24 protein-coding genes are annotated in these 22,348 nt (G+C 67.6%); 10 read left to right on the forward strand and 14 right to left on the reverse strand.

The annotated features are described in order from the left end of the window. Positions 1-5: 5 nt before the first annotated feature. Positions 6-683: a hypothetical protein gene (locus tag QZ607_RS11770; protein WP_295882829.1), complete on the reverse strand. Its 678-nt coding sequence runs from the start codon at positions 681-683 to the stop codon at positions 6-8. Between the two features lie 365 nt (positions 684-1,048). Between QZ607_RS11770 and QZ607_RS11775 the strand changes: the two genes are divergently transcribed. Further along, a complete protein-coding gene (locus tag QZ607_RS11775) occupies positions 1,049-1,546 on the forward strand; it encodes a peptidylprolyl isomerase (RefSeq protein WP_295882877.1) in 498 nt (165 codons plus the stop codon). A gap of 218 nt (positions 1,547-1,764) precedes the next feature. On the opposite strand, the gene QZ607_RS11780 is transcribed toward QZ607_RS11775, so the two are convergent. From QZ607_RS11780 to QZ607_RS11820, 9 genes are all read right to left on the reverse strand, one after another. Continuing rightward, positions 1,765-1,926, reverse strand: a complete 162-nt coding sequence (locus tag QZ607_RS11780; protein ID WP_295882830.1) for a hypothetical protein — start codon at positions 1,924-1,926, stop codon at positions 1,765-1,767. Positions 1,927-2,111: 185 nt separating this feature from the next. Further along, positions 2,112-2,432, reverse strand: a complete 321-nt coding sequence (locus QZ607_RS11785; RefSeq protein ID WP_295882831.1) for a hypothetical protein — start codon at positions 2,430-2,432, stop codon at positions 2,112-2,114. A gap of 50 nt (positions 2,433-2,482) precedes the next feature. Beyond that, the gene (locus QZ607_RS11790) at positions 2,483-2,992 is read right to left on the reverse strand and encodes a peptidylprolyl isomerase (protein WP_295882832.1); all 510 of its coding nucleotides are present in this window, start codon (positions 2,990-2,992) and stop codon (positions 2,483-2,485) included. A 4-nt stretch (positions 2,993-2,996) separates the two neighbouring features. Then, entirely contained in the window at positions 2,997-3,347 is a 351-nt protein-coding gene (locus tag QZ607_RS11795; RefSeq protein ID WP_295882833.1) for a hypothetical protein, read from the reverse strand. Between the two features lie 216 nt (positions 3,348-3,563). Further along, positions 3,564-5,447, reverse strand: a complete 1,884-nt coding sequence (aprA, locus tag QZ607_RS11800; RefSeq protein ID WP_295882834.1) for an adenylyl-sulfate reductase subunit alpha — start codon at positions 5,445-5,447, stop codon at positions 3,564-3,566. Beyond that, a complete protein-coding gene (gene aprB / locus QZ607_RS11805; RefSeq protein ID WP_295882836.1) occupies positions 5,447-5,929 on the reverse strand; it encodes an adenylyl-sulfate reductase subunit beta in 483 nt (160 codons plus the stop codon). Before aprB ends, aprA begins: the two co-directional genes overlap by 1 nt. A gap of 39 nt (positions 5,930-5,968) precedes the next feature. After that, positions 5,969-6,832, reverse strand: a complete 864-nt coding sequence (locus tag QZ607_RS11810) for an adenylyl-sulfate reductase (protein ID WP_295882837.1) — start codon at positions 6,830-6,832, stop codon at positions 5,969-5,971. Between the two features lie 575 nt (positions 6,833-7,407). Beyond that, positions 7,408-7,668 (reverse strand): hypothetical protein, encoded by a 261-nt coding sequence (locus tag QZ607_RS11815; protein ID WP_295882838.1) that lies wholly within the window; start codon positions 7,666-7,668, stop codon positions 7,408-7,410. Positions 7,669-7,756: 88 nt separating this feature from the next. Next, a complete protein-coding gene (locus QZ607_RS11820) occupies positions 7,757-8,644 on the reverse strand; it encodes a hypothetical protein (protein WP_295882839.1) in 888 nt (295 codons plus the stop codon). A 476-nt stretch (positions 8,645-9,120) separates the two neighbouring features. Here QZ607_RS11820 and QZ607_RS11825 point away from each other — a divergent pair, with 476 nt between their 5' ends. Continuing rightward, positions 9,121-9,675, forward strand: coding sequence for a hypothetical protein (locus QZ607_RS11825; protein WP_295882840.1), 555 nt, complete (start codon positions 9,121-9,123; stop codon positions 9,673-9,675). A 190-nt stretch (positions 9,676-9,865) separates the two neighbouring features. On the opposite strand, the gene QZ607_RS11830 is transcribed toward QZ607_RS11825, so the two are convergent. After that, a complete protein-coding gene (locus QZ607_RS11830) occupies positions 9,866-10,165 on the reverse strand; it encodes a hypothetical protein (protein WP_295882841.1) in 300 nt (99 codons plus the stop codon). Between the two features lie 3 nt (positions 10,166-10,168). Next, entirely contained in the window at positions 10,169-10,522 is a 354-nt protein-coding gene (locus tag QZ607_RS11835) for a TusE/DsrC/DsvC family sulfur relay protein (protein ID WP_295882842.1), read from the reverse strand. A gap of 524 nt (positions 10,523-11,046) precedes the next feature. Here QZ607_RS11835 and QZ607_RS11840 point away from each other — a divergent pair. From QZ607_RS11840 to QZ607_RS11865, 6 genes are all read left to right on the forward strand, one after another. After that, on the forward strand, positions 11,047-11,712 hold the full coding sequence (locus tag QZ607_RS11840) for an FAD-binding oxidoreductase (protein ID WP_295882843.1): 666 nt from the start codon (positions 11,047-11,049) through the stop codon (positions 11,710-11,712). A gap of 114 nt (positions 11,713-11,826) precedes the next feature. Continuing rightward, positions 11,827-12,432 carry a superoxide dismutase gene (locus tag QZ607_RS11845; RefSeq protein ID WP_295882844.1) on the forward strand — a complete coding sequence of 202 codons (606 nt, stop codon included), beginning with the start codon at positions 11,827-11,829 and terminating at the stop codon, positions 12,430-12,432. 226 nt (positions 12,433-12,658) lie between these two features. Beyond that, positions 12,659-12,946: a hypothetical protein gene (locus tag QZ607_RS11850; RefSeq protein WP_295882845.1), complete on the forward strand. Its 288-nt coding sequence runs from the start codon at positions 12,659-12,661 to the stop codon at positions 12,944-12,946. A gap of 4 nt (positions 12,947-12,950) precedes the next feature. Next, complete coding sequence (locus QZ607_RS11855; protein WP_295882846.1) at positions 12,951-13,394, forward strand: hypothetical protein; 444 nt, start codon at positions 12,951-12,953, stop codon at positions 13,392-13,394. Between the two features lie 60 nt (positions 13,395-13,454). Beyond that, a complete protein-coding gene (locus QZ607_RS11860) occupies positions 13,455-13,781 on the forward strand; it encodes a hypothetical protein (RefSeq protein ID WP_295882847.1) in 327 nt (108 codons plus the stop codon). Positions 13,782-13,810: 29 nt separating this feature from the next. After that, entirely contained in the window at positions 13,811-14,866 is a 1,056-nt protein-coding gene (locus tag QZ607_RS11865; protein WP_295882848.1) for a YihY/virulence factor BrkB family protein, read from the forward strand. Positions 14,867-14,919: 53 nt separating this feature from the next. Here QZ607_RS11865 and QZ607_RS11870 read toward each other — a convergent pair whose 3' ends face one another. Further along, the gene (locus tag QZ607_RS11870) at positions 14,920-15,435 is read right to left on the reverse strand and encodes a retropepsin-like aspartic protease (RefSeq protein ID WP_295882849.1); all 516 of its coding nucleotides are present in this window, start codon (positions 15,433-15,435) and stop codon (positions 14,920-14,922) included. 411 nt (positions 15,436-15,846) lie between these two features. Here QZ607_RS11870 and QZ607_RS11875 point away from each other — a divergent pair, with 411 nt between their 5' ends. Together QZ607_RS11875 and QZ607_RS11880 are read left to right on the forward strand one after the other, a co-directional pair. After that, positions 15,847-17,130 (forward strand): phosphatidylserine/phosphatidylglycerophosphate/cardiolipin synthase family protein, encoded by a 1,284-nt coding sequence (locus QZ607_RS11875; RefSeq protein ID WP_295882850.1) that lies wholly within the window; start codon positions 15,847-15,849, stop codon positions 17,128-17,130. A gap of 99 nt (positions 17,131-17,229) precedes the next feature. After that, positions 17,230-19,119: a glycoside hydrolase family 15 protein gene (locus QZ607_RS11880; RefSeq protein WP_295882851.1), complete on the forward strand. Its 1,890-nt coding sequence runs from the start codon at positions 17,230-17,232 to the stop codon at positions 19,117-19,119. 41 nt (positions 19,120-19,160) lie between these two features. Here QZ607_RS11880 and QZ607_RS11885 read toward each other — a convergent pair whose 3' ends face one another. After that, positions 19,161-22,223, reverse strand: a complete 3,063-nt coding sequence (locus QZ607_RS11885) for a transketolase (RefSeq protein ID WP_295882852.1) — start codon at positions 22,221-22,223, stop codon at positions 19,161-19,163. Positions 22,224-22,348 lie beyond the last annotated feature (125 nt).

Genomic DNA, 22,348 nt, shown 5'->3' on the forward strand with positions numbered 1-22,348 from the left:
GGACCTCAGTGCGGAGCGCCGGCGGGCCACTTTTCCATGTGCCTGCGCAACACATCCCGAACCGCCTCCGGCACGTTCTGAAATGCGGCTTGCCGCATGCCGTCGGCGAGGAAGCCCGGCATATCTGCGGGCAGCCGCCGCTCCATCTTGGCGAACGTCCGCTCCATCAGCTCTGGGTCGAGCGACCGGGTCGCGGCCACGCCTGCGTTCAGGTTGATGACACGCCAGGGCCGCCAGGCGTCACCGCGGTCCTCGTCGAGCTGCAATCGCAACGAGGCCGCCTCGATCACCTCGTCCATGCGCTCACACAGGTCCCGCAAACCCTCCGTCGCGCTGGTGGCATTGACGATCCGACCGAAGCCGTCAGCGGTGCCCGCCAGATTGTCGATGGTCGCACCCCGGCGTGCGACCCAGACCCCCATGGACGCAAACATGCGAGCGACCACATCCTGCTTGTCCATGATCTCCAGCTTACGCACCAGAAACGCCAGGCGATCCATTAAGTCCAGCCCGTAGGCGCAGAACTCGTCGAGCTGATCCTGCTCCAACCGGGCGGCTTCCTGCTCCAGAGCGCCCGCGATCTGAAAGCAGTCGGACAATGCCCGTGCCAGGGCCAGAGGCCCGGAGGGGTCCTCCATGATCGACTCCGCTTCCTCGCTCTGCGCGAGGACGGACTGCGTCACCTCCAACGCGAGGTCGGAGATGGCATCGATTTCGATCTTGAGTACATGCGTCGACACAGGGCATCACCTACTGGTAAAACTGGACTCACATACGGCCTGGACATCACGCCGGCACAGACGACTGCCGTTGGATATGACCGCGGAGATTGGGCACAAGCACCGCTCTCGCAACGGGAGAGAACCTGCTGAGCCGTGCGGCGCGCGCCCGATGTTCGCCCGCAGCCCGACGCGTGCGGCGCCCACCCCGAGGGCGAGCGGGCGGCACAGACTGCATGAAGGCCCCCGACTGCTCCCTGACCACCAGCGCAGTGAGCCATCTCGACGCGCTGATACCAGTCCTGATCCTCATTCCTGACGGAGACTCCATGACCGCAACCGATCCGAACACCATTGCAGACGGCAAGTATGTCGAGCTCACCTACCTCGTCCGCGACAGCAAGACCGGCGATGTCCTGACGGAAGTCTCCCGCCCCCTCAACTATGTTCACGGCGTGAACGAGATACTGGCGCCGATGATCACCCGGGAGCTGGAAGGCAAACAGCAGGGCGAGCGCGTCGACCTGCTCGTGGACTGCAACGAAGTCTATGGTCCCCGCGACGAATCACTCGTCATCACCGAAAAGCTCGCAGTGGTGCCGCGCGAGTACCGCCAGCTGGGCAGCCAGATCCTGATGGAGAACAATCTCGGTCAAATGAAGAGCTTCCTGGTGACCAAGATCGAGGGCGATACCATCACCTTCGACGGCAACAACCCGCTCGCAGGCAGAGAGGTGATCTACCAGGTTCGCATCCTGCTGGTGCGCGAGGCCACGCCTGAAGAGCAAGCGTACGGCGGCAGAGTGGAGGACCGACCCGAAGAGTGAGTGCGAGCGCCGCCTGGGTCGGCGGTGCGGTCAGCCCCGTGGGACTTTGTGGTCCACGTGCGCTGCTCGAGATCGCGCCGCGCTGCCTGCCCACTGAGGGCATCTGACAGAGCCCGTAAAGCGCATCCCCGGTCAGCGCAGGGGCATGCCGCAGGATGCCGGCAGCTGGGCGGACCGGCGCGGCGGCCCGGGGCGCGAGCCCGGGGCCACCAGGCGTGTCACGGACGCTTCGGCGTTTTGTACTCGACCTCTTTCTGGAGCGTATCCCAAATGGTTTGATATCCAACGAAACCCTTCTCGTTGGGCTCCATCTGCTTGGTCTTGTAGAACCGCGCCTTGCCTTCAGGCACCTTCGGTCTGCTCTTGGGTTGCTGGCTCATAAGTCACCTTCTCTGCACAAGCCATTCTCGGGTGAATGGAGCACGCCCGTCAGGGCCGGCGGCTCCGCTAGGGTCATCAACTCACACATGCGCCCCATGTAATCAGCGGATGCCGAATGTCCGCTCCGCGATGTCAAGACGGCGCATCCGGCTCACTGATGCAACCGCGCAGGGTGCGAGGCTCATCATTCCTTTGATTCCTGATCCAACTGCCGGAGAACCTCGTAGACGAACTCATGCATGTACGAGTTCTCGCCGCAGTGCGTCAAGGCATCGTCCGCGGTGCGGAACGTCAGGTATGGGTGCACCTCCGTGCCATCGACTTCGATCGCGGCGGTGTCATCCAGCATGCTGGCAACACTGAAAGCGATGCCCGCCGTCGTGTCTTCAAGCTGGCTGCCGGCCAAGCCAACCTCCTGAAGCTTGACTCTGATGCTCTGTACCAGCTCACGCACCAGCAGCGCCTGCTGCTCTTCGAACACCGTGGTATCCAGGTTCAGCCGCATCAGTCTCTACCCTTGCTGGAAGCTGTGCCCGCGTCACTACTCGTGAGCTGTTAAAGCGGCACCGGCTTGACGCCCTTCAGATCGGGCCGTTTCTCCACCGGCCCACCGGCCGCGATCTCCGCTTCTGTTGCGTCGCGGACGGTCAGCACCTCCAGCTCGAATACGACCTGCCGACCGCACAACGGATTGTTACCATCGATGGTCAGCGTCTTCTCGTCCATGCGCGTGACCAGAAAGGTTCGCGTCTTGCCCTGCTCGTTCTCCATCACGATGGTCGTGCCGACCTCGCGATACTCCTCCGGAACATTCTCGATATAGTCCGTAATCACGAGGGATTCGTCCCGGGGTCCGAACAGCTTGTTGCAGTCGAGCTCGACGGACATCGTCTCGCCCGCCGCTTTACCCTCCAGCTCCATCATGACCTGGGAAGAGAGAACGTCGTTGACGCCGTGGACATAGCCCAACGGGAAGTCCACGGCGGTCAGGACCTGTCCGGACTTCGTATCGACCACTCTGTACTTGAGCTCGACGTACTTATTGTGCGTGATCGTGTCTGTCATGATGCTAGAAGATGGATGCCGCGAAGATACGAACTTCTCCCTTCTCGTAGCCGAGCACCATTCGCCCCAGCCACTCCCCCTCTTTGGCCTTGCTGCGCACGCGGTAGAGCGCCGTCACGTGCTCGCCGCGCCGAATGAGTCCGAGGAAATCCCGCTCTTCCACCAGGTTCCGCGACAGTTCGCTGTGCGCAAACTGCTTACCAAGCTCGACTTCGTTCAGGCCAAGCAGCAGCTCATACGAGAATTTGCGAATAAACTTACCGTACTGGCCCTTATTGGAGTACTGGATCAGCTCGTCCCAGAGCTGATGTGCGATTTCGAGTATTTCTTCGTCTGAGAGGTCATTGATATTCATTTTACATCGCCATCTTCAAGCGTCTTCAGCTCATGTCCGCACGGACCCACCCGGCAGCGCTCAGGGGTGCGCCGCGAGATCCGCGCAACAGACGTCTTCCCATGGCTTGCAGACAGCCCAGCGAAATTTCCACAGGGCCGCATCCCGCTTGCGTCATCGTAGTTACCGCGAAGGGTTGTTGGGGCCCCGGCTCGGGGCCCCTTCCTCAGGCAGCGCTTAGGCGGCGGCCGCCTCCGGCTTGTCCTCCACCAGATGGTAGCAGGGCGCCTTCTCCATCGTGTACTCGCCGGTCTCGGGGTCGCGGCGGGACACCGTCAGCACGTGCCAGTTCTCGTCGTCCACCTTCATCGCATCACCCCGGTAGTAGTAACCGGGCCAGCGCGTCTCCTTGCGGAACAGGGTGTGATGCATGACCGCCTCGGACGTGAGGTGACGATGCTTCAGCTCCCAGGCCCGCAGCAGCTCGTGGATGTTCTCGGCCGCGACCTTCTCGAGGTCCTCCTCCAGCAGCTTGAGCTTCTTCAGGCCGATGTGCAGGAGCTTCTCGTTGGTCATGTAATTGACCGTCACACCGCCGCAATACTCGTCCATCAGCTTCTGCAGACGGTCCAGGCCCTGGCGCGGATTGATGTAGTTCGGGTTGACCGAGCCAGCGGTGATCTCGTTCCGATAGATCTTGTAATGCTCCATCGGCTTGTAGATCTCTTCCTTGCGGCGGTTGATCTGCTCGTCGGAGACCCGAATCCCCTCGGCCTTACCGTCGTCGATGTACTGGCAGGCGGCCTTGGCCGCGAGACGGCCTTCGGTGAAGGAGCCGGACGAGAACGCGTGCGGCGTGCCGCCCACCGCGTCGCCGGCACCGAACAGGCCTTCCACCGTGGTCATACGGTTGTAGCCCCAGAAGTAGTCGGGCGGAGACACGTCTTCCGGCCCCGAGCACCAGGCGCCGCAGCCGGTGGCGTGGGAGCCCATCACATAGGGCTCGGACGTGGTCAGCTCCGGGTTCTCGTACTTGGGGTTCACGTCGGTCGCCGCCCACAGCACGGCCTGGCCCACGGTCATGCCCAGGAAGTTGTGCCAGCCGATCTCTTCGAGATGCGGATCCTGGAACGCCTCCATGGTCACCATATGGATCGGGCCGCGACCGGCGTTCACCTCATTGATAAAGGCATGGTTACGCAGGCAGGTGGGGATCGGGCGATGCGTGCGGTGCGACGCCTCCACATCCAGATAGCGCTTGCCGACCATCTTCTCCAGGTCGGGGAACCACTTGGACTCGTACTCTTCACCCAGGCCGTTCTGGGTGTAGGTCTTCAGGTGGAGGAAGTAGGCACCGACGGGACCATAGCCGTCCTTGAATCGGGCGAGGACGATGCGGTTCTCCATCTGGGTCATCTTGGCACCGGCACCGATCAGCAGGCCGTAAGCGGAGCCGGACGACCAGGGGGCGTACCACACACGCCCTGCACCCTCACCAACGGAGCGGGGCTTGAAGATGTTGGACGCGCCACCGGCGGCGACGACCACCGCCTTCGACTTGAAGACGTGATAGTTGCCGGTGCGGACATTGAACCCGACGGCACCGGCGACGCGGTTGTCTTTGGATTCGTCCATCAGCAGGTGGGTCACGCAGACACGGTTGAAGACCTTGTCGGCAGACTTCTTGGCGGCCTCCGCCACGATGGGCTTGTAGGACTCGCCGTGAATCATGATCTGCCAGCGCCCCTCGCGCTGGTACGCGCCGGTCTTCGGGTTGCGCATCAACGGCAGGCCCCACTCCTCGAACTGGTGCACGGTGGAGTCCACATGCCGGGCCATATCGAACAGCAGGTCCTCGCGGACCATTCCCATCAGATCGATGCGCGCATAACGCACATGGTCCTCCGGGTTGTTTTCGCCGAACCGGGTGCCCATGTAGCAGTTGATGGCGTAGAGACCCTGGGCAACAGCACCCGAGCGGTCGATGTTCGCCTTCTCAGCGACCACGATTTTCTTGTCCTTGCCCCAGTAGCGGGCCTCGAACGCCGCACCTGTTCCACCCAGGCCTGCACCGCACACCAGGATGTCGATACCGTCCTCAACGATTGTCTTGTAGCCCATTATTCGTACACCCCTGTTTTCAGTGTGAGCCCGGCCGCATCGAGCGTGTGCAGGCCGCCGTCATCGAAGCGAATGTATTTCGGCTCGTTGTACAAGTACTGACTCTCGCGCATTTCCTGGCTTGGCGGCGGCGCGTCTGCGAGCTGCGGAATGTGCTTGCCCCACGGCTTGGTCGTGATGGGCGCCAGCAGGTTCATGTCCTTCTCGCCGTTGCGGAAGATGATGCGCCAGGCGACCACACCCTTCTCTTCGTCGCGACGCACCCGCACGGAATGTCCCAGCGGAGCGAAATCGGCATAGCCGCGCACGTCGATGGCATTGTGCGGACAGGCCTTCACGCAGGAGTAGCACTCCCAGCACATGTTCGGCTCGATGTTGTACGCGCGGCGGACCTTCGGGTCGATGTGCATGATATCCGACGGGCAGATATCGACACACTGGCCGCAACCGTCACAGCGAGTCATATAGACGAATGTTGGCATATTGGTTTCCTCTTTCCGACCTGCGTCAACGACTCAGGCTCAATAGTGATTCGGCGCTTCGCGCTTGATACCCAGGCCCATGTAAGGGGGATTGTCGCCCATGTACTCCGGAATGTCCGGGTAACGCTCCTTGCACTCAGCACTGGCGAGGTCCGGAATCTCCGGCAGCTTGTCGCGCGAGCCGTCCGCCACGGCGATCTTCTTCTGGAAGGCGGCCGCCGGCTTGAAGAACATGTGCGCGAACTTCGACCACAGGATGGTGCTGAAGAGCGTAGTGGCCGCGGCGATGAACACCACGAAGGCGAGGATGCTCAGCATGGAGGTGGCACCCGTGACCGCCTGCAGGATCGACCAGATCAGCGCGAAGGTCGCCATCAGCAGCAGGGACACGACGAACAGGTCGGACTGATGGACGTTGTACCACTCGTTGCCCTCGGAGCGGACATCGGCACGGATCTTGAACCAGAACCAGTAACCCCCAAAGCACATGGACAGGGCGCCGGCGTGCCAGAGCAGCGCCGACAGGCCGCCGCTGCCGCCTTCAGCGGCCGGCAGACCGAAGATCAGGATGGCCGTGGTGACCACGAAGAAGATGAAGCCGTACATCGTGAAGAGGTGCGAGATGCGACGATCGCGGTTCTCGAACTCGCTCGAGGTCAGCACCTCGTTCGTCAGGGTGCTCACGGCGATGCCGACCTTCTCGCCGCCGCCGACTTCGCGCCTGGCGAGCTTCTTGAGCGACTGTCCCTTTTCGAAGAAGTACTTCGCGCTCTTCTTGTGAACGACGTCGAGCAGGGTGCCGCCGATGACCAGAAGGACCATCAGGACGACGTACGCCTGCATGACCCCCGGCTCAAGCGGAAGGTTCGCGGACAGAACCTCGAAAGGGTTAGTTGTGATCATTGGCTAACGACTCCACTTTGCGATGTTGTCCTCGACTATCTCAAGGAAACGAGTTCCGATCCGCCCTCGCGTCGGGCCGATCGGCCGGGCCGATGGAACGGGTGTCCAACCGTTCGACTGAGAAATCGGCGGTGCTTTGGCGCCTCCCGGCGACAACGGCCCCACAGTATATGCACCGAAGCTGATATTCGGCGACTTATACATTTTTCGGGGATCATAACCGTTGCTAATGGCGTCCCCACCCTGCCGACGCCGCATAACCGGTTGCCGGACTAAGGGTTTTCCCCGGGGCCGCGCGAGTCCCCGGCGGCCTCCCACGGGGCAGCATGCGCCGGGCAACCGACTTGACTCAGGTGCTTTGAGGTGGTAAGTGGCCGACGGTCGGCAGCGGCCCAGCGGGATGGGGTCCGGCGAGACGCGCCCTCAGACCAGACGCTTCGCAGATGCGCGACCAGCGCCCGGGGCTCTGAAGCGCGCCCAGCTCAAACCTGCTGCGCGCGGGCGGAAACTGCGCGTCCCACCACTCTCAACTCGTCGCGAGCAAGGCGTGTGGCAGCTGGGCTGTGCGGCTTGGTCTAAGCGTCGTCGGCGAAGGGGTCATCTGACAGCAAGCCGGCAATCACCGGCGCATAGGTCAATACTGCGCCCTGTAGAATGCCGCGGCTGTCCACAGCCTCTGCCAGCCGTGCCAGCAAGGCATCGTCGTCCGGCCGCTCCGATAACTCCCGCAGCACACTTGTCACCGGAAGGATATCCTCGGGTGGCAGGTATCGCTCAAGCATCGCGAGGGATTCCTGGATGCTCGGCGGATCGAAGCTGTGATCCGGCTCGCTCATATCACGGCGTTGCGACTGTGGGTTAAGCTTGACAGCGGTTGCAGACAGGTCGTCGGGCGTTGGACGGAACGGTCATGCGCGGCTTGCATCACTGGTACAGAACGCCATCCCGGCGACCCATTGAATACGCCCTCTCCCCAGCCGCCATGCGCAGCCGGGCCTCGACCCGGATCTTGTCCACCACCTCGTGATCGGCGATCTCCGGGTACAGCGGATAAAAGCGTGCGACATCGAGCGCATTCGCCTTTGCCGCCAGCTCCATGCGCCGCCGGTCTTCGAGACCCACGCCGTGCAGCATCAGCAGACGCGGGGCCTGGCGATGCAGATAGCGCTGACAAAGCTCCCGGTGCTCATCGTTGTCCCAGTCCTCGCGCACCAGGAACGGCGGGAATTCCTCCGCCTCATGGTACCGCCGCGTAAACCACTGCGCCCTCGGCTTGCCGCCGGCACGCTCGGCGACACAGCGCTCCAGGCGATAGTTCACGGGGCCATAGGCTCTGCTGCGCTCGGCCTCCGTCGTGTCGATGGGCATGACGGCGGCGGGGAGCGCGGCCCAGTCGGTGAGCTTCGGGAACGACGCCATCTCTGAGGCATCGACGCAGGAGAAAATCAGGGCCAGCGGCGAATCGTCGGCGGGATCGAGCAGCCAGTATTCGTAGCGATCGGCGGCCTCGAACGGGAGCCGCGCCCCAAGCAGGAAGCGCGCGAGGTCGAGGATGCGCTGATCGACCTGGCCTTCATCCGTCACCGGGTTGTCGATGACGCGCGCGAGATCGCGGTGCCTGATGTGCGCCGCCCTGGTGAAGCGGCCCTGCTGCGGACCGCTGTTGCCCCGTGCGCTGCGCGCGTTGGCATAGATGAACTGGAACTCCCACAGGTCACCATCGATGGACAACGCGCGCGCCTGCTCGGATTCCGCGATCTGTACCTGCGCGGAGTACGGCTGCAGGATGCGCTGGGAGTGGGCTCTGATCATCGACGCTGGATCGCAGGCAGAAAGGGCTGTGGAGCAATGGGTGATGGGGCTTCGCGAGCAGTCTACCCAAGTCTGCCGAGCGCGCCCCGGGCGTCGGCGCGGCAGGCAGCGAGGCTCGGGACGCGCTTGCGCGGCCAGTGCCGGAAGCCGCTCGGCATCGGCGCGCGTGCAGACACCCTCGGCTTGAAGGTCGTGGCGGTAACGCTACAGGGGAAGGTGATGCTTGTCGAGCGTCGGCGCGGACGGCGAAGCTTCGCTGAGGCTGGCGTGGGCCTTGCTTCAGGTCGTAAGAGAGCGGTGGCCGGGTGCGTGCGCGGGACCACCGGCAGCCGGGCCACGCAGCGCTGATGCAAAGCCCCGGCAGGCCGGCGCCGTGCGCAGGCGGGCCAGCCACCGAGCCGACCACCGGACCGGACTCAGGCCCGTTCCTTGAAGGCGGGGCTGATGATCCGGTCCTCCAACCGGAGGAACCGACGATGCAAACGCGCACCAAGCAAACCCCCATGCGCCGCGCAGCCCTGGCCGCCGCCGTGGCGACCGCGCTGGCAATGCCCCTGGCCGCGAACGCCGAGCGAGGCGATGCCGTCTACTACGAGCCCGCCGACTTTCCGGATATGGATATCGACAACAGCGGCACGCTGACCCCAGGCGAGGTGCAGGGCCGCTCGCCGCTGGCCGGTCAGTGGGATCGCTTCGACACGAACGGCGACGGCCGCATCGATCGCGAGGAGTTCGACGAATTCCAGGTCTATGAGGGCGCGACCCCCGAGGTGCTCCCAGCGATGCCGCAGACGGAGCCGGGCCCGACGGCACCGCCGTTGGGACCCGAGATCGGGGCACCGGATTTCGATGAGCTGGACATCAACCGCGATGGCGTCCTGTCCAAGGGCGAGGCCGGCGGCCGCAAGGGGCTGTTGGATGAGTTCTGGCAAGCGGATCAGAACCGCAACAACGTCATCGATCGGGCCGAGTTCTCCGCTTTCGAGGCCAAGGGACCGACCCTGCCGCCGTCAGAACCGCAATCCCGCTGAAAATGCCCCGCACCCGGGGTACGGACACCGCCAAGCCCCAACAGCCGCGCAGGGAAGCGCGGCGCGACGCTTGAGCCCGCTGCGCTGTCGCGGGAGCGCTTCCCGCCGGCCGGCGCGACTGCCCCATAGGTCCACACCAGAGGTCCACATCAGCGCCGGCCGATCTCCCGGCCACAGCCACCCGCAGACATCATCGAGACCCGTCTCCTGCATCGCCGCCTGACCGCCGATGGCGACCAAAGGCACGATAGGCGAGAAGCCAGAAGGTGGCGAACATGAGCACGGCCACGGCGAGGAGAATCCCTCCCACCACGGCGAGATCCGGATCGAGCACCGGCGCCGCCAGCAGGAAGCCGGCCCCGACCAGGCCGAACAGCAGGCTGTAAGCGAAGGTGGGCTGGGCGCAGCAGAGGCGGGCCTTGCGCCACCATGGCAGTGTCCGCCAGCCGGGAATGGGCCGCAGGCGGCGGGCATAGTCGGGTTCCGTCATTGCTCACTCCGTCGTCGTGTCGTCGGTTTCCATGTTCTCCATGTAAACGCGCGCCTCCTCGCCGGGGTCCGGCAGCCCCGCGACCTTCCAGGCCTCGATGAGACCGCCGAAGAGCTTGTCGATGCAGCCCGCGGTCAGGTCGAGCTCCCGACACAGGTGTCGCTGCAACGGCAGATCCCCCGCCTCCAGCCAGTTCGTGCGCAGGCGCTCGATAATCCGCCAGTGCGCAACGGCCAGCTCGCCGATGCCCAGGCTGCGGGCCGTACGCTGGGCGAGGTGTGCGTCCCAGAGCGCCGGGTCGGTGAGGAACCCCTTGCTGTCCAGGGCGTTCGGGCGTTTTTCATCTCGCTGGATCATGGCGTGACTCCAATTGACGTTGCTCCCCGTCGGCTCTACAGGGCTTTGCACTGCGTCATGCAACCGTCACACCAGCGGCCCGTCACTGGCCCGCCAGTAGCTCGCCACCGGCCCACCGACACCGCCATCTGACCGCGGCGCGCTGCCACCCGAAGGCAAGGCCCATCGCCCAGCCAAGCCAAGCCAAGCCAAGCCAAGCCAAGCCAAGCACAGCACAGCACAGCACAGCACAGCAGCGGACCACCCGACGGCTGCGGGGCATCTCCACCGCGCTCGGGGCATAGGACCCCTTGCCGTTGCAGCAAGCAGGCTGTTTGGGAAGCAGGTGCGCCGGCGCACTCCACCGCCGCGACCGTCGCCCCCTTCACCCTGTCCTGCGCCGGACCACCGACTGCGACGCGGTCTGCGCAAGCCACCGGCACCTGGCACCCGCATTGCTCGCAGCGGGGTACGCAGCAACAACAGACGGCAACGCCGGGCGGGGATACACCGCCCCGCGTCACCGCAGCGCCCCGGAGGTTCCCATGGCCCACCAAGCCACACTGCTCATGCGCCAGTTCGTTACCCACGACGTGCAGCGCCTGCTGCTGACGCGTCCGGACGGTCTCAGCTGGCAGCCGGGACAGGGCCTGGAGCTCGCCATCGACCAGGACGCATGGCGCGACCAGGGGAGACCCTTCACGCCCACCTCCCTGCTGGAGGACCGCATCCTGGAGCTGACCGTCAAGCGCTACCCGGAGGAGGACGGCGTCACCGAGGCCCTGCACGCGCTGGAGCCCGGCGCGGCGCTGCTGCTGAGCGACCCCTTCGGCACCATCACCTATCAGGGTCCGGGCACCTTCATCGCCGCCGGCACCGGCCTGACCCCCTTCCTCGCCATGCTGCGGCGACTGGCGAAGGACGAGGCCCTGGCGGGCCACCGGTTGTTGCTGTCCAACAAGGGCGAGCGGGACGTGATCTGCGCCAAGGAGCTTTCCCACTATCTCGGCGACGACTTGGTGCTCACCTTCACCCGCGAGGACGACGCCGGGCGGCAGGGCCGACGCATCGACACCGCCTTCCTCGACGCCAACATCGCCGACCGCGAGGGCCATTGCTACGTCTGCGGGCCGGACCCGTTCGTCCAAAGCATCAACGATGGGCTGCTGAGCCTCGGCATAGATCCGGACCAGCTGGTGTATGAGCGCTGACCCGCTGACCCGGCCTCCCCAGACCACCCTGGTGCCGCGCCGGTACGTCCTATGCCGCCCGTGCCGGTGCACCACACCACCAACCGCCACCACACGCCATCGACAGGAGGACCCATGTCCCAGCACCGCCTACCCGATCTCCCGTACGCGGAAGACGCGCTCGCGCCGCACATCTCCGCGGAGACCCTCGGGCTCCATCACGGCAAGCACCACGCCACCTATGTGGACAAGCTGAACAACCTCATCGAGGGCACCGACTTCGCCGACAAGCCCCTCACCAACATCATCGTCGAAGCCGACGGCGGCATCTTCAACAACGGTGCCCAGGCCTGGAATCACGCGTTCTACTGGCACTGCCTGAGCCCCGACGGCGGCGGCAACCCGGAGGGCGAGCTGGCCACCCGGATCGGCCGGGATTTCGGCACCACCGATGCGCTGCGCGAGCAGTTCTCCAAGGCCCTGACCACCTTGTTCGGGTCCGGCTGGGTGTGGCTCGCGTTGGACCCGAGCGGCAAGCTCGTCATCGAGAGCCGCAGCAACGCCGGCAACCCGTTGCGCGACGGCCTGCTGCCCATCCTCACCTGCGACATGTGGGAGCACGCCTATTACGTGGACTACCGCAACCGCAAGCAGGCCTATGTCGACGCCTTCTGGAAGCTCGTGAACTGGCGCTTCGCGGCGGAGAACGTGGCCCGTGGCAAGCCGTTCCAGGTGCAGTGACGGCGTGCAGCGGGGCAAATCCCCCCGAGCGGCGCATTTCGACCAGTGCCCGGCCCGGGGGCGCCGCGGCTGAGGCGCCGGCAGCGCGCCGCAGCCGCGGCAGTACCGGCAGGACCGCTTCTTGCTTCACAAGGGATGGAGTCACGCGCGTCGGCGAGCCCCGGTCCATGCCGCCGTCGGCCATCGCCGCGCCAGCAGAACGGCCAAAGATGCAGGAGACACAGCCATGGCAGACAAGAGCAATCACACCGAGACCACCGAGACCGAGCGTGTGGTCAAGGCCCTCCACGAGGCACTCGACCGCGTTGCCGAGCAGGCCGGCGGTGCCGAGCAGAACATGCGAGAAAGCGCCGCCGGCATGCAGGAGCGGGTGCGCAGCACCGGCCGGCAAGTGCGTGCCAAGGGCAATGAGGCCGCGAACGTGGTGGAAGACTACGTAGACGACCACCCCTGGGCTGCGGTGGGACTCGCCTTCGGGGCAGGGATCATCCTTTCCTCGATGCTGCGGCGCTGACGCCATGTCGGTGACTGCCAATCATGCTGCCGATGATGCCGCACAGGCAGCGCCGCCCACCGGCGACGATGAGTCCGTGCGCGCAGCCCGGCTCGGCGACGCCATCACGGACCTCGCCGCCAGCTGGCGCGCCACCACCGCCGCCGTCGCCGATCTCGCCAGCGCTGAGGCCCGCCTCGCGCTGGCCGCGGCGCTGCGCATCGCCTTGCTCGGGGCGCTGGCGGCGATTGCCGTCGGCAGCGCCTGGCTGCTCGCGATGCTCGCCGCCGGCGTGCTGCTGGCGAACGCCCTGGGCTGGCCGCTGGCCTTGGGCCTTCTCGCCGCCGCCAACCTGCTCGCCGCCGGCATCTGCATCGCATTGACGGGCATGCTCACCCGCCATCTGACCTTCCCGGCGCTGCGCATGGCCTTGGCGCCACGCAGGTCAGTGGGTGCTGATGCCCCCTGAGGCCGCGCCACGCGAGCCCCGGCCGTCCATCCCAGCATCCCGCCGGAGGAGAGTCCGAACATGCTGCTGCGCGCACTCCGCCCCTCCCTGGCCGCGCATCGCCGCGACGTGCGCCGCGCTGTCCTGAGGCTCGCCGCCTGTCGCCGCGATGCGGTCCGCCAGCGCCGCCACACCGCGGCACTGATCCATGATCGCCTGACCAGCCAGGAGACGCTCATCCTGACCTTCGACGCCGGCCTCACCCTCGGCATGCTCGCTCCCCAGAGCCGCCGCGACGCGGCGCCGGCAGCACGCCGGCCCGTCACCCACAACCGGGCGCTCCAATCGCTGCTGAAGGCGGCACGGCGGCTCGCCGTCCGCCAGGCCCTCGGCGTCATGGCGCCGTAAGCCCACAACGTCCGCGAGGAGGAGATCCCATGCAAGCAGGCACTCCCGCCCACACTGGCGACACCGCCGGCGGCTTCGCGCCCGGCCGGGATGCCATCTCGCCCATGGTCATGCCGGGCCGGGGCTGGTGGCAGATCCTGCGGCGTGTGCTGCGCCGCTTCATGCAGGAGAACCTGGGCCTGGTGGCGGCCGGAGTCGGCTTCTACAGCCTGCTCGGGCTGTTCCCGGCCATCGCCGCCCTGGTGACGACCTATGACCTGATCTTCGATCCTACGCAGATCCAGGCGCAGTTCGATGCGCTGCAGGGCGTGCTGCCGGCTCCGGTGCACCAGCTCATCGCCACGCGGATCGAGGCTGCGTCGGATACGGGCTCGGAGGCCCTCGGCTTCGGCCTTGCAGGTGCGGTGCTCCTGTCGCTTTGGGGTGCGACCCGCGGCACCCGGGCGCTGATCATCGCGCTCAACATCGCCTACGACGAGCCGGAGGACCGAAGCTTCTTCGGCCTGAATCTGATGGCCTTCGGGCTCACGCTGTTTCTGGTGCTGGTGGTGGCAGCGGCCATCGTCGCCACCGTCGCCGTGCCCATCATCATCAACCTGGTGAGCCTCGGCACCGTGCCGGAGGTGCTGGCGGCCTGGCTGCGCTGGCCCCTGCTGGCCCTGGTGGGCCTGACGGCGCTGGCGGTGCTGTATCGCTACGGACCCTCGCGGCGCGCCGCCCGCTGGCGCTGGCTGCCCGTCGGGTCCCTGTTGGCGGGGATCCTGTGGCTCGGCGCCTCCGCCCTGTTCTCGGTGTACGTGGCCAACTTCGGCGCCTATAACGCCACCTACGGCTCTCTCGGCGCTGTCATCGTGCTGTTGCTCTGGCTCTACCTGTCCGCGGCGGCGGTGATCATCGGCGCGGTGGTCAACGCCGAGACCGAGCGCCAGACCGCCCGCGACAGCACCGTGGGTGCGCCCCGACCACGGGGCGAGCGGGGCGCGGAGGTGGCGGACCGGCTACCGGGGGAGCAGCAGGACCCCGAGCGACAGCGCGAGCGGGCCACCACATCCAGTGATACCACGGGAAGCGGGGCGGGGCGCTGAGCTTGCTCGCGATGCCGAGTCGCCGCCGGTGGGCCCCGGGAGCATCGGCTCCATCACCCCGGCTGGTCCCCGCTGTGCAGCAGGTCGCCGGCGGGGCCGTCCCCCGCCACCTCGTCCGTGTCCGCGCAGCGGCTCAAAATCAGCGCAGGCGGGTCCACCGAGAAGATGAAAGGCGCGGCACGGCGGAGCGCACTCAAGCCCAGAATCTGGCGGGAATCACCCGGAAACACCGCCGCTTCCACGTCCGTGAGCCAGCAGCGGGCGCCGATGCGCAGGCGGGCGATGGCGTAGACCGGAACCTCGATCTCGGACCCATCGGCAAGCACCCCGCGCAGTTGTTTCACATACCGGGCAGCGTCGCGCTGGCGCAGCGCCGCAAGGGTGTGCTCGTTGATGGTCATGTAGCCGGACCCGGTGTCCACCATCAGCTCCACCGGCCCGTAGCCGTGGATGTCACCGCTGACGTAGAAGGTCGCGGCGGACTTCTCCTGCATGGCGATACGAAACCCGAAGTCTTCGAGACCAGTGTCGGCCGCGGCGGCGACTTGCCAGCACAGCAGACATGCCACCAGGGGAGCCGACAGCCGCCTGGGCCGCAGCCGCAACCGGGGCCGGCATCGGAATGGACGCCGCAGCGGCGACGAGGAGAAGCCCGCAAAAAGGGCCGGAACAAGGCACAGGGCGGCGCGTCGCATGATGCTGGCGGGGCGGTCGTGCGTCAGCGGTGGTCGGGGAAGTGGCGTGTGCTGCGGATCGCTGGCTGCGGATCGCTGGCTGCGGATCGCTGGCTGCGGATCGCTGGCTGCGGATCGCTGGCTGCGGATCGCTGGGCAGCAGATCGCTGGGCAGCAGATCGCTGGGCAGCAGATTGCCGGGCTGCGGATTGCCCGGTCGATGCGCGCGGCAACCGGCAGCCGGAGGGTGGAAGTTACACCGAATCCGGACCTCAGCACAAACCCGTACAGCGCAGGGGAGATCTGATGCTCGATTTTCTTGGCTACGCCCTGCTCGCGGCCTTGCTCGGCATGCTCGGCGCCTATCTGACCCGCACCACCGCCATTCGGCGGGTGCGCCCCCTTGGCATCGAGGAGCACACTCTGGACGCCCGTGGGGAGCGCTTCAACATCTACCTCGGGCTGCTGACCACCACGCAGATCGTCGGCGGCAACCGCATCGAGGTGCTGTTCAACGGCGAGGCGACCTTCCCGCGGCTCTGGGGAGCACTCGCGAGCGCCGAGCACGTCATCTGCGTGCATGTCTACGAGTTCCACCCCGGCGCCGTGGCGGACGCGCTGCTGCGCGTGCTGAGCGAGCGCGCCCAGGCGGGTGTCAAAGTCCTGCTGCTGCTGGACGCCGTTGGCGGCAGTCGCATCTCCCGCGATTACCGCGAGCGGCTCACCGCCGCCGGCGCCAATGTGGCCACCTATCGGCCCCTGCGCTTCAAGGAGCTCTACAAGTACCAACAGCGCATGCACATGCGTGCCGTGGTGGTGGACGGGCGCATCGGCTTCACCGGCGGCTTCGGCATCGCCGACGAATGGCAGGGTGACGGTCACAGCCCCGGGCAGTGGCGCGACACCAATGTGCGCGTGGAGGGCGTCGCCGCGATGCAGCTCCAGGTGGCTTTCTCCACCAACTGGGCCGAAGCCACCGGCGATCTGCTGGTGGGTGATGCCATCACCCCCTACTCGGAATCACCGCCGCCGAAGACGCCCCAGGCGGCGGGCATCATGACCTGCTCGCCGTCGCTCGGCACCACCAATGCCGAGCGCTTCTTCTTTCTGGCCATCACCTCGGCCCGGGAGCGCATCCACATCGCGAGCGCCTATTTCGCGCCTACACGGGACATGCGCTGGCTGCTCATGAACGCCGCAGACCGCGGTGTGGAGGTACACATCCTGATCCCCGGCGCCAACACCGACCAGCCGCTGGTCTGGCACGCGGGCCGCGCCCTGTATGGCCGGCTCATCGACGCCGGGGTGCATATCTACGCCTACCAGCCGGCGATGATGCATGCCAAGACCTTCGTCGCCGACGGCTGCTGGGCCACCGTCGGCACCTTTAATCTCGACAACCGCTCCATGAAGCTCAACGACGAGGTGGCGCTGGTCATCCGCGACGAGAGCATCGCGCAATGCCTCGATGCCCAATTCGCCGATGACCTCAAACACGCGCGCGAGCTCACCCATGCGGACCTGAAACCGGACGGCCGGGTGGACTGGGCCAAGATTCACGCGTCCCGCCTGCTCACACCCCTACTGTAGGCATTCACCAATGCAGACACCCACGCCCAACCCATGCCGCCGCAGCGGGCAGATCGCTGCCGCCGAGAAACCCACCGCAACAGCCCCGGGGAGCCGCACATGAGCGAGCACGCCATCGCCGACTATGCACTGCTCTCCGACCGCCACGGCGCCGCGCTGGTGCACAGGCACGGCAGCGTGGACTGGCTCTGCCTGCCGCGCTTCGATGCACCGGCCCAGCTGGCGCGGGTGCTGGACCCGGACGGCGGCCACTTCGCCGTCACCCCGCTGGACATCGCCGCCAGCCAGCGCAAATACCTCCCGCAATCCCTGGTGCTGGAGACGCATTTTCACTGCAGCGGCGGTGACGCCGTGCTGCGGGACGCGCTGGCCACCGGCAACGACGCTGCCGAAGACCAGCCACCGCAGTCCGAAGCGCTGGGCCGTGGTGCACCGCACATGCTCCTGCGCGAGCTGCGCTGTACCAACGGCGAGGTGGTGGTGGACCTGGACTATCGGCCGCGGCCGGAATACGGCCTGATCCGCCCACTGCTGGAGCCGGCCCCGGGCGGACTCGTCACCCGGGGTGGTGCCGGCATTCTGCGCCTCTCGGGCACGCTGGAGTGGTCGCTGACGGATTGCGCCGCAACAGCCCGGGTGCGGCTGCGGGCGGGCGAGCGGCTGCGCGTCGCGCTGCAGCACGGCCCGCTCACCGCCGGCAGCCCGCCGCCCCTGGCGCCCGAGGCCATCGGCGAGGCCCTGCGGCGCACCCTCACCGCCTGGCAGGCCTGGTCCGACGTACACCAGCAGTACGAGGGCCCCTGGCGCGAGCTGGTGCGCCACAGCGGCCGGGTGCTGCAGGGCCTTGGCTATCAGCCCACGGGCGCCATGGTCGCCGCCCCCACCACCTCGCTTGCCACCTGCATCGGCGGCAGCCGCAACTGGGACTACCGCTATAGCTGGGTGCGCGATGCGAGCCTCACCCTGGATGCGCTCTGGGTGGCGGCCTGCCCCGAGGAGGCCCATCGCTTCTTCGATTTTCTCGCCGCCACCGCGCTGATTCAGGTGCGCGAGCACGGCGAGCTGCAGTGCGTCTTCGGTATCGAAGGCGAGCACGACCTCGCCGAGCGCGAGCTGCCCTGGCTCGCCGGCTGGCGGGCGAGCCGGCCGGTGCGGGTCGGCAACGCCGCCTGGTCCCAGCGCCAGCTCGACGGCTACGGCAATGTACTGCTCGCAGCGCACCGCCTGCGCGACCAGCTCACGCGGCTCTCCGCCAGCGCGCGGCGCTTCCTCGCCGAGATCGCCGACGCCGCCGCCACGCGCTGGCAGGAGCCGGACCAGGGCATTTGGGAGATGCGCGCCGAGCCCCGGCACTACCTGCACTCCAAGCTCATGTGCTGGGCGGCGCTGGACCGGGCCCTCGACCTGGCACCGGTGCTCTTCCCGCAGGGCGCAGACGAGCAGCGGCTGGCGCGCTGGCGGGACACACGCGCCGCCATCCGTCAGGCCATCCTGACCCGCGGCTGGAGCGAGCACGCGGGCGCCTTCACCCAGGCCTTCGGCAATGCGGAGCTTGACGCCGCCACGCTGCTGCTGCCCGTGGTGGGCTTTCTGCCCGCGGACGACCGCCGCGTGCTGGCGACGCTCGATGCAGTGGAGGACCGGCTCACGGACGCCGCCGGCTTCGTCTACCGCTACCGCATGGACGACGGCCTGCCCGGCGGCGAGGGCCCGTTTCTGATCTGCACCTTCTGGCTCGCCCAGGCACGGGCCATGTCCGGGCAAATCGACCACGCCGAGCGCCTGTTCGAGCGCGCCGCCGGCTGCGCCAACGATCTCGGCCTCTTGTCCGAGCAGCTGGACCCCGACAGCGGCGAGCTGCTCGGCAATTTCCCGCAAGCCTTCAGCCATATCGGGCTCGTCAACGCCGCCCAGGCCATCGGCGCAGCCCGCGCCCGGGCGGGCAGCGCCGTCGCGACCGCAGCCGCTGGCCCAAAGGCAGGCAGCTGAGCCGCGGGAGTCGCGGCCCACCGCCGCGGTGGCCCGCAGTCTCAGGCCGCGATGGCCCGGGCCTCACGCTCGATCTGCTCACCGGAGAGGCGGTGGCGCTCCAGGAGCTCGTCCGGGGTACCGGAGTGCGGCTCGCCGGTCACACCGAGCCGGAACACCCGCCCGAGGCGGCCCACCTGCGCGGCCACGGCGTCGCCGAGCCCGCCGTCGCGGTTGTGGTCCTCCACCACCAGCAGCGTGCCCGTGGCTTCGATGGCGGCCTTGAGCGCCGGCACGTCCAGGGGCTTCACGCTGTAGGCGTCGATGACGCGGGTGGCGAGCCCCTGCTCACGCAGCCGCCTGGCGGCCGCCAGCGCCGTGTGCACCGTGATGCCTGCGGCCACCAGCGTGAGCTCGTCCTCGTCCGAGGCCAGCAGTGTCTTGCTGCTGCCGATGGCGAACGGCTCGTCCGGCGGGTAGATGACAGGCGTCTTGCCGCGGGTGGTGCGCATGTACAGGATGCCGTCGTGGTCGGCCGCCGCTGCCGTCAGGCGCGCGGCGCTCACGGCATCGCAGGGATAGACCACAGTGGCCGCATCCAGGGCGCGGAACATGGCGAGGTCCTCGAGCCCCATCTGCGAGGCGCCGTCCTCGCCGATGGACACCCCGGCGTGGCTGCCGCAGATGAGCATGCGCGGGCCGTGGGAGTGCACGGCCATGCGGATCATGTCGTAGGCGCGGGTGATGAAGGCGGCGAAGGTGGCGACACAGGGCCACTTGCCGCCGGCGGCGAGCCCGAGGGCCGCACCGAACAGGTTCTGCTCGGCGATCTGCCCCTCCACGAAGCGCGCCGGAAAGCGCTCGGCGAAGGCCTCGGTCTTGGTGGAGTTCTTCACATCGCCATCCAGCACCACCAGGTCGGGGTGCCCCACGCCGAGCTGCGCCAGGGCCTCGCCGAAGGCGCTGCGGGTGGCGACCTCATCGCCGATGGACCAGGGTAGATCGAGCTGCAACGCTGCCTGCGGCCCCTCTGCACCCACCTCGGACTGACCACCGATGCGCATGGTCTCCCCGGCCTGCGGCACCCGGGCGGGCACGCGGCGGGGCTCCACCGCCGCCTGGCCCTCGGGCGGGTCGATCTCCTTCAGCGCATCGGCGAGCTGATCCGTGCCGAGCGCCTTGCCGTGCCAGCCCTCCGCGCCCTCCAGGAAGGAGACGCCTTTGCCCTTGACGGTGCGTGCGACGATGGCCGTCGGCCCGGGCTCGCGGGTGGCGGCGAGCGCCGCCAGGATGTCCGCCGGATCATGGCCGTCGATCTCCATGGTGCGCCAGCCGAAGGCGCTGAACCGCGCCGCCAGCACGGCGCTGTCATGCCCGTAGGGCGCGGGGCCGCTCTGCTCCAGGCCGTTCATGTCCACGATGGCCACCACCCGCTCCAGGGCATGGTCGGCGGCGAACTGGGCGGCCTCCCAGACACTGCCCTCGGAGCATTCACCGTCGCCGAGCAGGCAGAACAGCCGGGCGTCGATGCCGTCCAGGCGATCCGCGAGCGCCATGCCGTTCACCGCGGCGAGGCCCTGGCCCAGGGAGCCCGTCGCCACCGGCACCCAGGGGTTGGCGGGTGTCGGATGGCCCTCCAGGTCGCTGTCGAGCCGACGCAGGTGCAGCGGGTCTTCGCTGATGGCGCCGGCCTCGTGCAGCACCGCCCACAGGATGGGCGCCGCATGCCCCTTGGAGAGCAGGAACCGGTCCTGGTCCCGCGCCGGCTCCGGACCGGCCCAGGGCCGCTGTGGGTCCCAGCGCATCTCGTGGAAGAAAAGCGCCGCCACCAGGTCCGCGCAGGACAGGCTGGAGGTGGCGTGACCGGAGCCGGCGGCGGTGGTCATACGCAGCACCCGGGCGCGCAGCCGCGCGGCGATGTCGGCGAGGGGTGCGGCGTCATCCACGGCCTTGAGCTGGCGGGCGCGCTCGGCGAGGCCCGCCAGCAGGCGCTCGTAGGGCGCGTTGAACTTCTGCACGCCCTCGCCCACCAGCTCGTCGGCGACGGAATCGAAGGTGATACCCAGCACCCGCTCCGCCTGCTCCAGGATCGCCTGGGCCTCGGGCGCGGTGTCGGACAGGGTGGCGGCGACGCGGCCGTGATCGTCGAAGGCATCGGCGGTGGCCGCCGGCATGGTGGAGACGGTGTAGGGACCGATGAGCGGCTCGACATAGTGCACGTCCGGCAGGCTCGGGTCCTTGGTGCCTGTACTGGCCCAGAGCAGGCGCTGCGGCTGGGCGCCGTGCTCGGCGAGGTGCGCCCAGCGCTCGCTGGCGAGCACCTCGCGGAAGCGCCGGTAGGCGAGGCGGGCCGCGGCGACGGCGGTCTGGCCCAGCAGCGCCTGGGCCTCGGTGCGGATGTCCTCGGCCACCTCCGGATGGGCGCGGCGGCGCAGGCGTGCGTCCACGGCCGTGTCGATGCGGCTCAGGAAGAAGCTCGCCACCGAGCCCACGCCGCGCACGTCCCGACCGTCGCGCAGGCGCCGCTCCAGCGCGCGCAGGTGGGCCTGTACCGTCGCCTCGTACGCCTCCAGGCCGAACAACAGGGTGATGTTCACATTGATGCCGTCGGCGAGCAGGGCCTCGATGGCCGGGATGCCCTGGGGCGTGCCCGGCACCTTGATGAGCAGGTTCGGCCGGCCCACAGCATCCCACAGGCGGCGCGCCTCGGCGATGGTGCCCGCGGTATCGTGCGCGAGGTGCGGCGAGACCTCCAGGCTCACGCAGCCGTCCACGCCCACGCCGTCCGTCATGCTCTCTTCCCAGCGCGGCAGGAACAGGTCGCAGGCGTCACGCACGTCATCCACCGCCAGGCGCTCGTAAATGGCGGCGGCATCGATCTCCGCATCGCCCGGGCTGGTGGTCTGGCGGGCGACGCGGATGCGCTCGTCATAGGCGGCGCGGTCCGCGGTGGTGTCGCCGAGCATGGCCTTGGCGAAGATGGCCGGGTTGGACGTCACCCCCGAGAGCCCCTGCTCGCGAATACGGCGAGCCAGGCTGCCGTCGTCGAGCATCCGGCGCGACAGGCTGTCCAGCCAGAAGCACTGGCCGTGGTTGTGGAGTCGGGCGAGTGGGCTGGTGGACATGTGGCGACCTCCTGTTGGGTAGCGTGCAGCGCGAGCGGGACCAGCGCAGATCAGCAGGGGATCGAGCCCCAGCGGCGCACCCGCAGCGCGTGTGAATTCCAAACAAGCGTCAGCAAGCCCCGGAC

It is taken from the genome of uncultured Thiohalocapsa sp. (genome assembly GCF_913063425.1).
Taxonomy (GTDB): Bacteria; Pseudomonadota; Gammaproteobacteria; order Chromatiales; family Chromatiaceae; genus Thiohalocapsa.

Coding starts and splice junctions, on each gene's coding strand:
- QZ607_RS11775 (WP_295882877.1), top strand. CDS start 1,049: ATGACCGCAACCGATCCGAACACCATTGCAGACGGCAAGTATGTCGAG.
- QZ607_RS11780 (WP_295882830.1), bottom strand. CDS start 1,926: ATGAGCCAGCAACCCAAGAGCAGACCGAAGGTGCCTGAAGGCAAGGCG.
- QZ607_RS11785 (WP_295882831.1), bottom strand. CDS start 2,432: ATGCGGCTGAACCTGGATACCACGGTGTTCGAAGAGCAGCAGGCGCTG.
- QZ607_RS11790 (WP_295882832.1), bottom strand. CDS start 2,992: ATGACAGACACGATCACGCACAATAAGTACGTCGAGCTCAAGTACAGA.
- QZ607_RS11795 (WP_295882833.1), bottom strand. CDS start 3,347: ATGAATATCAATGACCTCTCAGACGAAGAAATACTCGAAATCGCACAT.
- aprA (WP_295882834.1), bottom strand. CDS start 5,447: ATGGGCTACAAGACAATCGTTGAGGACGGTATCGACATCCTGGTGTGC.
- aprB (WP_295882836.1), bottom strand. CDS start 5,929: ATGCCAACATTCGTCTATATGACTCGCTGTGACGGTTGCGGCCAGTGT.
- QZ607_RS11810 (WP_295882837.1), bottom strand. CDS start 6,832: ATGATCACAACTAACCCTTTCGAGGTTCTGTCCGCGAACCTTCCGCTT.
- QZ607_RS11815 (WP_295882838.1), bottom strand. CDS start 7,668: ATGAGCGAGCCGGATCACAGCTTCGATCCGCCGAGCATCCAGGAATCC.
- QZ607_RS11820 (WP_295882839.1), bottom strand. CDS start 8,644: ATGATCAGAGCCCACTCCCAGCGCATCCTGCAGCCGTACTCCGCGCAG.
- QZ607_RS11825 (WP_295882840.1), top strand. CDS start 9,121: ATGCAAACGCGCACCAAGCAAACCCCCATGCGCCGCGCAGCCCTGGCC.
- QZ607_RS11830 (WP_295882841.1), bottom strand. CDS start 10,165: ATGACGGAACCCGACTATGCCCGCCGCCTGCGGCCCATTCCCGGCTGG.
- QZ607_RS11835 (WP_295882842.1), bottom strand. CDS start 10,522: ATGATCCAGCGAGATGAAAAACGCCCGAACGCCCTGGACAGCAAGGGG.
- QZ607_RS11840 (WP_295882843.1), top strand. CDS start 11,047: ATGGCCCACCAAGCCACACTGCTCATGCGCCAGTTCGTTACCCACGAC.
- QZ607_RS11845 (WP_295882844.1), top strand. CDS start 11,827: ATGTCCCAGCACCGCCTACCCGATCTCCCGTACGCGGAAGACGCGCTC.
- QZ607_RS11850 (WP_295882845.1), top strand. CDS start 12,659: ATGGCAGACAAGAGCAATCACACCGAGACCACCGAGACCGAGCGTGTG.
- QZ607_RS11855 (WP_295882846.1), top strand. CDS start 12,951: ATGTCGGTGACTGCCAATCATGCTGCCGATGATGCCGCACAGGCAGCG.
- QZ607_RS11860 (WP_295882847.1), top strand. CDS start 13,455: ATGCTGCTGCGCGCACTCCGCCCCTCCCTGGCCGCGCATCGCCGCGAC.
- QZ607_RS11865 (WP_295882848.1), top strand. CDS start 13,811: ATGCAAGCAGGCACTCCCGCCCACACTGGCGACACCGCCGGCGGCTTC.
- QZ607_RS11875 (WP_295882850.1), top strand. CDS start 15,847: ATGCTCGATTTTCTTGGCTACGCCCTGCTCGCGGCCTTGCTCGGCATG.
- QZ607_RS11880 (WP_295882851.1), top strand. CDS start 17,230: ATGAGCGAGCACGCCATCGCCGACTATGCACTGCTCTCCGACCGCCAC.
- QZ607_RS11885 (WP_295882852.1), bottom strand. CDS start 22,223: ATGTCCACCAGCCCACTCGCCCGACTCCACAACCACGGCCAGTGCTTC.